The sequence below is a fragment of the Myxococcus llanfairpwllgwyngyllgogerychwyrndrobwllllantysiliogogogochensis genome (assembly GCF_006636215.1).
In the GTDB taxonomy this organism is placed as follows: domain Bacteria; phylum Myxococcota; class Myxococcia; order Myxococcales; family Myxococcaceae; genus Myxococcus; species Myxococcus llanfairpwllgwyngyllgogerychwyrndrobwllllantysiliogogogochensis.
In genome coordinates this window covers 1-11,468 of the sequence record NZ_VIFM01000335.1, presented here as the reverse complement: position 1 = coordinate 11,468, position 11,468 = coordinate 1, and the positions used below count along the sequence as shown (strand labels likewise).

Below are 11,468 nucleotides of genomic sequence, written 5' to 3'. Positions count from 1 at the left end.
GCCCATCTGCGTCCACATCCCCCCGCTGCCCGAGGCGCCCACCCTCACCCTGCCCGGCGGCGCCACCTTGCAGCATCACCAGCTCCTGCAGGCCGTCCAGCCGGCTCTCGCGCCGCTCACGCCCCTCTTCGACATCATCGGCGCGGTGCTGGCCCTCGTTGAAGTCGTGAAGGCGATACCTGACGCGCTGGGGCCTCCGCCGGACCCGACAGCCATCGCCGCGGCCCTGCCGAAGCTGGCCGAGAAGGTGTCCAAGCTGCTCCGCCTCGTCCCCCAGCTCTCGGTGCCATTCACCGTGGTGGGCGTCATCGACATCGTCCTGGGCGAGCTTGGCCATGCCCGTGGCCAGCTCCTCCACCTGCAGCTGCGCCTGTCGAGTGTGTCACGGGCCCGACTGCGCGCCGCCCAGCTTGCAGACGCGGGACTCCTCGCGGTGGCCGGCTGCGCGGAGGCCAACGTCGCCCAGGAGGCCGTCAACGTCGGCAAGGCCCTGGCCGCCCTCTCCCAGCTCATGGCCCTCCTCAACGTCCTCCTCGGCCTGGTGGGAGGCCCCCAGGTGCCGGATTTCTCCAGCCTTGAGGGCAGCGCGCTGGAAGAAGCCGTTGCGCCCCTCGACGCCATAGTCCGCACGCTGCAGCAGGTGCGCGCGGCCATCCCGGTTCCGTGAGGAGGACGTCATGAGTCGAGAGCCCCAGAACCTCCTCGCCCCATTCCGCAGAGACAGGAAGCGCGACTTTGCCTCTGGCTCTGGAGCCGAGCTGCTCGCCTCGAAGGTGCGGCAGGTACTACTGACGGAGGGCGCCACGCCCCACTCCACCGGCGAGCTGCCCTGGCGCACCAGCTTCGGCGCGGGCCTCTCGCGCCTTCGCCACCAGCGCAACGATACGGTGCTGGCGGAACTGGCGCGCGTGTACGTCCGTGACGCGCTCGCGCGCTGGCTACCTGGCGTTCAGCTCGTGCAGGTCCGCGTCGAGCAGGACGCAGCCGCACTGACGCTTCGTGTACGCGTGCGCGAGGGTGACACGACAGCAGACTTGGAGGCGCCACTTCCTGGCTGAGTGGCGTTCCAATCCCACGCATACAAGTGGACTTCGCCGCGCACGCAAGGGCTGTATGGCTCACCTCAATCGGAGCGCCTCACCCAATGAGCCGACAATTGAAACACATGGATGGCAAGGACTTCACCCTGCACTGGTGGGAAGCCGGCGGCCACATCTGCTTTTACAACGCACGAGGCGAAGTCAGGCGGCTCCCCATCCGACAACTCCAAGAGGAAGCAGTGAAGATTGCCTGCCAGCATCCCTCCGGCATTCGCCTCATGCCCCTGGCGCGCGAGGTCCACAACCAGCACGCCGCGTCGGCGGTCCGGGCGCGAGCCCCAATGACGGGCTTCGGGCCCGAGGCGCACGGCGTCCGAATCCACGCAACCGTGCGCCGGGGCCCGCTGGCTCCGGGCTCGATTCGGCACAGCCCCTGAGGTGGAGTGTGCCGTGGAGCACGTTACATCCCTAGTTCGCGCTTCCGCTTCTCCCACGCGTCCTTCGCCCACGACGGCGCGGGAGGGATGTTGAGCGGGGTCGGCGGCGCGTCGACCGGGACCAGACCGCTCGACTGGTTGACGACCGTGAACTTGAAGTCCTTCTCGTCGCCCATGTCGGCCAGCAGTTGCTTGAACTCCGAGTTGGGAACCGAGACGCAGCCCGCGCTCCCCACACCGCTCTTCGCCCAGAAGTCGTCGCCCTCGTGCGCGGCGTGAATCTGGACGTTCCAGCCTCCATCCTTCTTGCTCCCGGTCGAGGTCGAGAACGAGCCATCGTGCTTGGTATCGCGGTCGACCGCGAACGGGCTGTTCTCAACCTGGCCGAAACCCCACCAAGGCTTCTCCCCCACCGCCTTGAAGAGGCCCACCTTCTCGCCACCCACCTCGGGTGAACTCTTGTCGAACTCGTACTGATACTGCCCCTCGGGGATGCGGGCGGGGTCCCCTCGCCCGTCGCCGTCCACGTCGTTCGCGTGGTCTTCGATCCATGCGCTCGGCTCGGTGTTGGCGTGGTAGGTCTTGACGTGCTTGTTGCCGTCCTTGTCCTTCCACAGCATGACCATCGTGTCGTCGTAGCTCCCCTTGCCGTAGTTGGCGTCGTAGGCGGTGGGGGAGCGGAAGGCGAGCAGGTTGCGCTTGTCCGTGCCGCTGTCGAAGTCACCCTTCTGCTCGATGATCGACTTGTAATAGTCGTACTTCTGCGCCTCGGTCATCGGGCCGGTGGGGCCAATGGCGCCGGTCGGATCGGGCTTGATGTTCGTCGGCGACTTCGGCTTCTGGGACTCGAAGCTGCTCGGGGAGCCGCCCAGGGTCTGGATGGGGGAGGGCTTGGACGCGTCCGGCTGGCAACGCGGCGTGGGCAACTTCTCCTCGGTCTTCGGCTGGTTGATGAACCGCTTGATGGAGGTAGCGCTTCCTATGCTCATGGCCTGCTCCTGCGTGAGGGACGGGCCCACACCAAGGCAAGACACATACCAACGCCAAGGTCGCGAAAAGACGAGCGACCCGCTCCCTGGGTTGTAGGCCGCACCCTACAAAACGCGTCGGACCTGCAGTCCGGGTCCTTCAGCCCCCACGAACTCCGCCCGCGCTCACGCGGGCACGGGCGCGTCGCTGTCGAACAGCACCTCCGTCTCCGCGCGCTCGGTCCTCCGGAGGGTCCGCGCCCCCTGCCCGCCCACCACCGGCATCTCCTGCTCCAGGAACCGGAACAGCTCCATCGCCACCGCGTGCGGCACGTCCCACATCACGAAGTGCCGCGCGTCCGGCACCTGCGCCCACCGCGCGCCGGGGATGTCCCACGCCAGCCGCTCGCCATATCGCGTCGGCAACAACCCGTCCTCCTCGCCCCATAGCAGCAGCGTCGGCACGCTCACGTGTCCCAGCCTCGGCGCCAGTTCCCGCGTCTGGTTGGTGTTCAGCGCCACCGCGTCGCGAACCAGCGATACCAACCCCACCACCGTCACGTACGGCGCAAGCAACCCCTCCACCAGCCCGTCCGGCGGCGCCGTCTCGAAGCCCTTCCACCGCAACGCCAGCCGCAAGAGCCGCCCCACCCGCTCCGTCGCCAGCCGCCGCATCACTGCCGGCATCCCCAGCAACGACATCAGGCTCAGCGGCCACGCGTCGCAACAGATGCTGTCCACCAGACACAGCCTAGGCCGAGCACCAGAGCACCAACCCTGCGTGCATAGCGCAAGGCCGGCCCGAGGCGCTGTCCCCATGTCCCCTGAAGAAGTGGGCCAAAGGCCTTTGTCTCCCGGTGGAGGCCTTCGCCGACGTGCCACTTCTTCCAGCGTCCACCGACTACACCCACCGCGACTTCGACGCCCTGCGCGCGCGCCTCATGGCGCTCGTGAAGAGCGTCTTCCTGGACTGGACGGACTTCGACGTCGCCAGCTTCGGCAACGTCCTGCTGGAGATGCACGCCTTCATCGGCGACGTCCTCGGCTTCTACCAGGACAACCTCGCCCGTGAGTCGCGCCTCTCCACGGCCACCCAGCGCCGCAACGTCATCGCCCTGGCGCGCATGCTGGGCTACCGGCTTCATGGTGCCCAGGCGGCCACGGCCGAGGTGGAGCTGCGCGTCGCCCAGCCTCCCGCAGCCCCTGTCACCTTCCCCGCCGGCATTGTCGTCCGCACGCAGGAGGTGACAGAGGCCGTCCGCTTCCAGCTCCTCTCGTCCGTCACCATTCCGGCCGGCGCCAACCCGCCGCGCGTCCTCGCTGTGGCTGAGCACTCGAAGACGCACACCCAGCTCTTCGATTCCCGCGGCCTCGCCGACTTCGAGGCGCACCTGGACTTCGCCCCCTACCTCGACGGCTCCGCCCGCGTGTCCACCGCCCAGGGCGCCTTCATCGAGGTGGACACCTTCCTCAACTCCCGCGCCTCCGACGCCCACTTCCTCGTCTCGGTGGACCAGGGAGACAGGGCCACCGTCCGCTTCGGAAACGGCACCAGCGGCCTGCCGCCCGCTGGCACCGTGGCGGTCGTGTACAAGACGGGCGGCGGCGCGGCCGGCAACGTGGACGCGGGCCGCCTCGTCGTGTTGGAGGGCAGCTTTCGGGACGCTCACGGCCACGCGGTGCAGGTGGCTGTCAGCAACGCCGCCCCTGCCTCCGGCGGCGCAGACAGGCAGACGGTGGCCTCCGCGAAGCTGCTCGCCCCTGAGAGCCTCCGGGCCCTCACGCGCACCGTCTCCCGCGAGGACTTCGAAATCAACGCCCGGCGCCTGCCCGGAGTGGCCCGCGCCCTCATGCTGACGTCCAACGAAGACGCCACCATCGCGGAGAACGCAGGCATCCTCTACGTGGTGCCCAAGGGCGGCGGAGTCCCTACGCCCGCGCTCAAGGCCCAGGTGCTGCGGCAAGTCACCGAAGTCTATCCCTGCACCCTCACCTTCCAGGTCAGCGTCCAGGAGCCGGTGTACCGGCGCGTGGACGTGTCCACCCGCCTCTTCCTGCGCCAGGGCGCTTCCGCCCAGGACGTCGCCATGCGCGTCCGCCAGGCGCTCGCCGCCCACTTCCGCGTCAGCGAGCAGGACGGCACGCCCAACCCGCGCATCGACTTCGGCTTCAACTACCGGGACGCCCAGGGCTTCCCGGCCGGAGAGGTGGCCTGGTCGGACGTCTTCAACGTCATTCGCGATGCCTCCGGAGTGCGGAAGCTGGGTGACGCTCGAATGGACCTGACACTCAACGGCCTGCCTGCGGACGTGAAGCTGACAGTGAGGGAGCTGCCGGTACTGGGGAGCGTCACGCTCCAGGACGGGGACACCGGAGGGCTCCTCTGACATGCCTCTCCTCAACCCCAGTTTCGAGGACACGGGCGCTCGGCCCGGCGAGGCTGCCCACTGGACACTGACGACGGTGACGCGCCTCGAGGTCCTCGCGGGCTTCGGTGCACCGGAGGAGGCGTGCGAGGACTTCGAGCGCTGGTACGTGTGGCGCGCCGCCCTCTCCGACGTCTCCGTCGCCCTCGCCTTCTTCGGCCAGCGCGACGGCTTCGAGGACTTCTCCCGAGGCTGGGGCAACGACGGCTTCCTCTTCGAGCTGCCGCCCGCGCAGCTCGTCCCGCACCGCTTCGAAGGGAACGTCGTCGAGACGTGGGGCCAGGAGCCCTTCCTCGCGGACTGGGCGGACGTCACCTCCGTGTCGGGCCTCTTCAGCGACTCGCCGCGGGAGGACTTCGAGCAGCGCTGGCACACCAACGAGACCTACGCCTGGCGCTGGGAGGACGTAACGGCGCGCGGGGCCCTCTTCAACACGACGCAGCCCACCGAGGACTTCGGCACCGGGTGGCCTCTGGCCGCCACACAGTGAGGACACCATGGCACTCGCAGACTGGACTTACCTTAACGGAGGACTGGACATCGCCACCGTGGACAGGGGCGTGACGGCGGGCATTGCCCGTCCCCCGGGCGGCGGCAACTTCCTCTTCGCCTTCAACTCCCTCACTGCCGCGCAGGGCGCAGTGGGTCTCTTCGCCAACCTCCCCGACTTCGCCCCCATGTCCAAGGGAGGCAGCATCCGCGGCTGCCTCCAGCGCGGGCCTGGCGGCGGCCCCACCAGCTTCTCCCCCTTCCTCTTCCTCTGCGGGCAGGGCACCTCCGTCAACGACAGCGCCTACCTCCTCGGCCTCTCCGACGACGAGCCGCACCGGGTGGTGCTGCGCAAGGGCGCGGTGGCCACGGGCCTGCCCGGCGCGGATGGGCCCGGCGTCCTGCTGAAGTCCTCGGCCAGCTTCACCCAGGGCACCTGGCTACACCTGCGGCTGGACGTCGTCGTCAACGCCAACGGCGACGTCGTCCTCAAGGCCCTCCGGAACGACCTGGCCGCGCACCCGCTCGGTACGCCTCCCGACTGGCAGCCCGTGCCGGGCATGGCCGACTTCATCGACGACGCTCTCGGCATCAACTCCGGCAGCCAGCCCCTCACCTCCGGCCGGGGCGGCTTCGGCTTCGCGGTGAAGGACGTCACGCGCCGCGCCTATTTCGACTCGCTCGAGTTGTCCCGGCAGGCGTGAAGCCCATGGCCCTCACCGCCTTCACCAGTCGCCTCGGCCTGGGTCAGGGACGCATCCGGCCCCAGCAGGCCACGCCCGCCTCGGGCGAGTACCTCTTCGTCCTCGGCGACGAGGAGCCTGGACGCCGCTTCGAGCTGGCCCCTTGGGACTTCGCCGAGGTGGCGCAAGCGGTAGACGTCACCGGCGTGGACCTGGTCCGCACAGTCTTGCGACTCCGTGTGCCTCCAGGTGCCCCGGCGGGCCTGGCCTGGGAGGCGTCCCTCGTCGTCGACGGTGTGAAGTACGCCCGCTGCCTCGGGCGCCCCGGCCGCGAGCGCCTCGTCGGGGACATGGCCGCCAACGTCTCGAAGCTCTCCGGCGTCCACGCGGTAGGCGTCCGCCTGGAGCTCGTTTCCCCGTGAGGTGTCGCCATGGCCACGGTTGAGCTGCCCACCCTCTACGTCGACACCGTCTCCCTCTTCGCCGAGACGCGCCGCCCCCTCCTCCTCAACCGCGCTCCGGGCCCAGGGGAGGAGGACGTCCCCGTCGACTCCGTACTGGAACTGGAGCTGGTGGACGTCGGCGTGGACGGCATCGCCCGGGCGGCCACACGCGTCTGGGTGGGTGGAGTCCTCGCCTTCGAGGGCGGCGCCAGCGCAGAGGTGACACCCGCCTTCGCGGGGCCTCTGGCGGAGGTGACGCAGACGGCGGACACGTTGCGCATGGTGCTGCACCCGGCGGTGCCGCTGGCCAGCCAGGCCTCCGTCTCCGTGCGCGTCGTCTCGGCCACGGCAGGCGGCGCGCACCTCCTCGACGAGACGTACACCTTCGCCGTGGAGGACAGGACGGCCCCCCGTCTCGTGGGCGCCCAGGCCCTGGCGCCGAAGTCGGTGCGCCTCGCCTTCGACGAGTCCGTCCGGGTGCCGCCCTCGGCGCGCTTCACCTTCACGCCTCGCGGCGCGCCCGCAGTCCCAGTCGCTTCCCTCGAGGCCGCGGCGGAAGGCCCCCTCGTCCACCTCGTCCTCGACACGGAACTGACGCCGGACGTGGTGTACGAAGTGCGCGTGGAGGGCGTGACGGACGCGCGCGGCAACCCGGTGCTCGCCCCCTACCACCGCGCCACCTTTCCTGGCTTCCGGCCAGCCCGGCCGCCCTCCCGGAGCTTCCAGCTCTGGGACATGCTGCCCCGCCACAACCGCCGCGACGATGTGACGGGCGACCTGCACCGCTTCATCTCCTGCCTCCAGGAGGTGACGGACCTGCTCCTCTCTGACTTGGACGCCTTCCCCGACATCTTCGACCTGGAGCGCGCGCCGGAGGACTTCCTCGACGCAATCCTCCAGGACTTGGGCAACCCCTTCGCCTTCGAGCTGGACGTCCTCGCCCGGCGCCGCCTGGCCGCCATCCTCGTGGACATGTACCAGCAGAAGGGCACCGCGCTGGGCCTGCGCAACGCCATCCGCTTCTTCCTCGGAATTGAGGTGAGGGCCATCTCCCCCTTCGCCTCGGACACCCTTGTGCTGGGCGAGTCCGAGCTGGGCGTGGACTGGGTGCTGGGACCCTCGGAGCGCTTCGCCCGCTACGCCTTCAACGTCGAGGTGGAGCGTCTCCTCTCGCCCGCGGAGCGCCTGCGCCTGCGCACCCTCGTCGAGTACCTCAAGCCCGCGCACACCCACTTCGTGGACTTGGTGGAGCCCCTCCCGCCTATTCTCCCGGAGCACTGGGAGCTGGGACTCAGCGAGTTGGGCGAGACGACGACGCTGCACTGATTGGCATCCATCTGGTGCCACGGTGGGCGGCACTCTGCACCGGGGGGTTGTCGTCAGGAAATGGCACCCGCATACCCTGTAGGCACCATGACCGCACAAATCAGCGACACCCTCATCTTCAGAGAACAAGAGTTCGTCCTCGCCGCCGCCAGCGGCGAGGGCCTCTTCGAGCCTCCACAGCACGGCCTCGCCCCTGAGATGATTTCGACGGCATGCTATCGCGGCTATTGGTGCACCTACGAGGTCATCGCCGAGTCGCTGCGCCTCCAGCAACTCCACATTGGGTTACCGCCCCCGGCGGCAATAGCAGCTCGGCACGGAAAGGGGCCGTCCCTGTTCGAGCAGCTCCCCGTCTACTCTGAGCAGTTCCACTGCATTGCCTACCGCAATCTGTCTGCCCCCGTCCCTTTCACCGGAGGGCTCCTCCTCGCGGCCGACTTCGTCCGGGAGCTCTATGTGCACATGGGCTTTCACCCTGCGTGGAAGTTCCGCAGGGTGTACGAACTGCTCTTCGAGGGCGGAACACTGGTGCAGACCCGGGATTGCTCATCGGAGATGGCTCGCCTCCGGGAGAAGATTGGCACCACCTCTCTTAGCCCACGCACCCCTCATGACAGAGAGGAGGTGAAGCGGTGGATAGCCGAGTGCTTCAATCGCCAGTACGGGCGCTGAGCCGCAAGGCTCCTGGCGGTCGAGCCGGGGAGGACAGCGGCATTGAGCAGATGCCCAGCGCGTAGCCGCATGGATACGAGCTAGAACGAACCTCCTTCGCCGTCGTACTTGCGATGTCCCCGATTTCTCGCGCCATGCCTTTGCCTTCCTCTGGAGGGCGCAGGCATGAGCAACCGGCTGGACTTTCACTTCAGGCAGAAGGTGACGGAGGCCGAGCTGGACTTGGCCTTCGCGCAGTTGGAGCAGGCGGACCGAAACCTCGCCTCGGACTTGGGCGTCCACGGCGTCATCTCCGGGGCAGTGCCCGCGCCGCACTCCCCCGTGCCCAACCTCTCCGTCGACCTGACGGCCCCGGGCCGCGCGTACGACAACCTCGGCCAGCGCATCTTCGTCGGCACTGGGCAAACGGTGGACTGCGCGGTGGACTTGTCGGGCATTCCCACCGACGTCTCCACCTCCGGCAGCGAGCGGTGGCTGGGCATCTTCCTGCGCTTCACCCGCCTGCTGTCGGAGCCGCGCACGGACGGCAACTCCCAGCAGGTGTACTTCCGCCGCGACGAGTCCTTCGAGTTGGTGGTGCGCCAGGCGCCGGAGGGCCCCGTCGGCCAGGCGCCCAAGCCCGCCCTCCAGCCCGACGAGCTGCTGCTGTGTGACGCCCGGCGGCGCCCCGGGCAGACGCAGATTCTCGCCGCGGACTTGGACACCTCTCGCCGGCAGTCCTTCATCTTCGCCCGGGGCACCTCGGTGGCCGTGGAGAGCGGCACCTGGGACGTCCTGAGCCCCAGCACGGAGACGGTGCAGGCGACACTGGACGAGGTGGACGCCGAGTTGGCCGGGCACTTCTCCGGCGCCGCCCGGCGACACGGGGCTGGTGCCGTGGACTACGCGCCCCACGGCTTCATCACCTCCACCACCGTGCAGGAGGCCGTGGACGAAGTCGCGGACAAGCTCTCCTCGGCCGCTGCTGGCACACCGGGCGCCTCCCGCGTGGGTGCGGACGCGGTGCCCGGCACGCCCAACCTCCTGCCGGCAGGCACCGTGGACGCGCAGCTCTCCTCGCTGCTGGGCTTCGTCAACGCCCACCAGGGCGCGGCCACGGGGGCCCACCACGCCAGCGCCATCGGCGCTTCGCCGCATGGCTACGTCAGCAGCACCAGCGTGCAGGCTCAACTCCAGGAGGTCGTCACCCGCCTCGGAGAGACGACGGCCGGAAGCCCCGGTGCGTCTCGCGTCGGAGGAGACGCGCTGGCCGGGACGCCCCACGCCCTCCCCGCCAGCAGCCTGCGGCAGCAGGTGGCCGCGCTGCTGGGCCTCCTCAACGGGCACGTCACCCAGGGAGCGGGGGCTCACGCGGCCTCCGCCGTCTCCGTCGCGGACACGGGCGACCTCCTCACGGCTGGCACCGTGGAAGCCGCCCTCGCCGAAGTCCTCGGGGCCTTTAGCGGCGGGCACTTCCGCGGCAACGAGACGTCGGCGGGCCAGCACAAGGCCATCCTCCAGCCCGTCCTGGGCACCGGTCGCGTCCTTCTCCTCGACACCCAGGGCGCGGGCGGCGCAGCCGCGCGGCTGCGTCTCTACGCCGACAGCGACTCGGTGTGGTTCACCGTCAACGCCGCCTGGAATGGGAGTGACTGGGCCCGGGACACCACCGGCGCTGCTGCGGGCGGCTTCCGCCTCTCGCGCAATGAGGCGGAGTTCCTCCACGACGCGAGCGTCACTGCCACCTTCTCCGCATGGACGCGCACCTGGCGCCTGCCCATGAATAGCGCTTCCAACAACACCTCCTTCGAATTGACGGGCAGCGTGCGCGAGGTGGGCCGGCTCGGCCTCCAGTACAGCAACAGCGACACCGTCGCTCACGACAGCCTGTCCGGCGGCGGCTCGGTGACGTTCCGCAGTCGCTTTCCCACCGCGCCCTCCTCCATCACCCTAAGCCCCTACGCCACCAGCGGAAGCTTCGTCGGCAACCCCACCGTCATGGTGCCGGACAGAGACGGCTTCGCCTTCTACAGCCACCAGAACCTCCAACCTCTCGCCGCGACGTACTGGTTCGGCTCGTACACCGCTGTCTCGTGAGGACGCTCCCCATGGCCATTCACGAAGTCACCGCCGAAGACGTGCTTCAGCGCTGCGCCCGGTGCGGCAGCGGCAATCGCCTCTCCCTCGACGCCCTCGAAGTGGGCGTCGCCCGCCGGGAGGACGTAGACGACGGCCTCGTCCAACTGCCGCCCTGTCCCGCCTGCCGCTCCACCGAGTTCCTCTTCCGCACGGCCGAGAGCGAGCCGGAGCATCCGGCGCCAGGAAGCTTCGGCCACCTGCACCGACTCCTCGTCGGCCACCTCCACGCAGAGCTCGTCCAGCGCGGGCGCCTGCACACGGTGCTCAAGCCCAAGGGGGCCGGTGCCGGCAAGGTGGTGGTGCGGCCCCTGTCGCAGGAGGATCGCGAGCGCTGGTTTCCGCAGGGCCTCCGAATCGCGGTGCCGCCCGACGAGCAGCCCCGCGCCCCGGAGGAGTCCTGTCGATAGACATACACTGCCAACGAAACCGAGCCCTCCCGCGCCCACCGCGCCCCGAGCGGCCCGAATCCCTCTCTCCTCGACTTGCTATGTCTCGGAGACAGAGCATGTATGTCTTCGCGCGCACCCCACTGCGCGCCAGGGAGACACCTATGGTTATCGGCAGCTCCACCACCTACATCGGCGACGAGATTCCCGGCCTCAAGGGACAGCAGGTCCGTATCTTCGCGGTGCTACACGGCGGGCTCAGCCCGGATGCGGACCCCGACGATGCCGGCTTCTACGTCCGGCTCAACGAGACATTGGAGCGCCTCGGTGGTGTCACGGAGGTTGACTGCCTCGACATCGCCCCCATTCTCCCGGGCGGCAAGAGCAGCTTCGTCCATTACGACGCGCGCCCCATGGACCTGGAGTGCTTCGCGCACCTCCGCAACCCCAGCGCACAATGACTTGCCATACGCGCGCAAC

General features: G+C 69.1%; 14 protein-coding genes. 12 read left to right on the top strand and 2 right to left on the bottom strand.

Annotation, left to right across the window (positions count from 1 at the left end; translation table 11 throughout):
* From FJV41_RS44130 to FJV41_RS54345, 3 genes are all read left to right on the top strand, one after another.
* Positions 1 to 667, top strand: a 667-nt coding sequence (locus tag FJV41_RS44130) for a hypothetical protein (RefSeq protein ID WP_246137805.1), incomplete at its 5' end; no start/stop codon positions are given.
* 10 nt (positions 668 to 677) lie between these two features.
* The gene (locus FJV41_RS44125; protein WP_141648648.1) at positions 678 to 1,058 is read left to right on the top strand and encodes a GPW/gp25 family protein; all 381 of its coding nucleotides are present in this window, start codon (positions 678 to 680) and stop codon (positions 1,056 to 1,058) included.
* Between the two features lie 86 nt (positions 1,059 to 1,144).
* Positions 1,145 to 1,477: a hypothetical protein gene (locus FJV41_RS54345; RefSeq protein WP_246137804.1), complete on the top strand. Its 333-nt coding sequence runs from the start codon at positions 1,145 to 1,147 to the stop codon at positions 1,475 to 1,477.
* A gap of 23 nt (positions 1,478 to 1,500) precedes the next feature.
* On the opposite strand, the gene FJV41_RS44115 is transcribed toward FJV41_RS54345, so the two are convergent.
* Positions 1,501 to 2,466 (bottom strand): CREC-EF hand family protein, encoded by a 966-nt coding sequence (locus tag FJV41_RS44115; protein WP_141648647.1) that lies wholly within the window; start codon positions 2,464 to 2,466, stop codon positions 1,501 to 1,503.
* Positions 2,467 to 2,631: 165 nt separating this feature from the next.
* Positions 2,632 to 3,186: an alpha/beta fold hydrolase gene (locus FJV41_RS44110; RefSeq protein ID WP_181791361.1), complete on the bottom strand. Its 555-nt coding sequence runs from the start codon at positions 3,184 to 3,186 to the stop codon at positions 2,632 to 2,634.
* 116 nt (positions 3,187 to 3,302) lie between these two features.
* Between FJV41_RS44110 and FJV41_RS44105 the strand changes: the two genes are divergently transcribed.
* The 9 genes from FJV41_RS44105 to FJV41_RS44065 all read left to right on the top strand — a co-directional run bounded on the left by FJV41_RS44105 (position 3,303) and on the right by FJV41_RS44065 (position 11,449).
* On the top strand, positions 3,303 to 4,832 hold the full coding sequence (locus FJV41_RS44105; RefSeq protein WP_181791359.1) for a baseplate J/gp47 family protein: 1,530 nt from the start codon (positions 3,303 to 3,305) through the stop codon (positions 4,830 to 4,832).
* Between the two features lies 1 nt (position 4,833).
* On the top strand, positions 4,834 to 5,361 hold the full coding sequence (locus FJV41_RS44100; protein WP_141648644.1) for a hypothetical protein: 528 nt from the start codon (positions 4,834 to 4,836) through the stop codon (positions 5,359 to 5,361).
* Between the two features lie 7 nt (positions 5,362 to 5,368).
* On the top strand, positions 5,369 to 6,064 hold the full coding sequence (locus FJV41_RS44095; protein WP_141648643.1) for a hypothetical protein: 696 nt from the start codon (positions 5,369 to 5,371) through the stop codon (positions 6,062 to 6,064).
* 5 nt (positions 6,065 to 6,069) lie between these two features.
* Positions 6,070 to 6,465: a hypothetical protein gene (locus FJV41_RS44090; RefSeq protein ID WP_141648642.1), complete on the top strand. Its 396-nt coding sequence runs from the start codon at positions 6,070 to 6,072 to the stop codon at positions 6,463 to 6,465.
* A gap of 9 nt (positions 6,466 to 6,474) precedes the next feature.
* Positions 6,475 to 7,812: a phage tail protein gene (locus tag FJV41_RS44085; protein WP_141648641.1), complete on the top strand. Its 1,338-nt coding sequence runs from the start codon at positions 6,475 to 6,477 to the stop codon at positions 7,810 to 7,812.
* A gap of 87 nt (positions 7,813 to 7,899) precedes the next feature.
* Positions 7,900 to 8,484 (top strand): hypothetical protein, encoded by a 585-nt coding sequence (locus tag FJV41_RS44080; protein WP_141648640.1) that lies wholly within the window; start codon positions 7,900 to 7,902, stop codon positions 8,482 to 8,484.
* 165 nt (positions 8,485 to 8,649) lie between these two features.
* Positions 8,650 to 10,560, top strand: coding sequence for a hypothetical protein (locus tag FJV41_RS44075; RefSeq protein ID WP_141648639.1), 1,911 nt, complete (start codon positions 8,650 to 8,652; stop codon positions 10,558 to 10,560).
* An 11-nt stretch (positions 10,561 to 10,571) separates the two neighbouring features.
* Complete coding sequence (locus FJV41_RS44070; protein WP_141648638.1) at positions 10,572 to 11,009, top strand: hypothetical protein; 438 nt, start codon at positions 10,572 to 10,574, stop codon at positions 11,007 to 11,009.
* A 143-nt stretch (positions 11,010 to 11,152) separates the two neighbouring features.
* Positions 11,153 to 11,449 (top strand): hypothetical protein, encoded by a 297-nt coding sequence (locus tag FJV41_RS44065; RefSeq protein ID WP_141647208.1) that lies wholly within the window; start codon positions 11,153 to 11,155, stop codon positions 11,447 to 11,449.
* Positions 11,450 to 11,468: the final 19 nt, after the last annotated feature.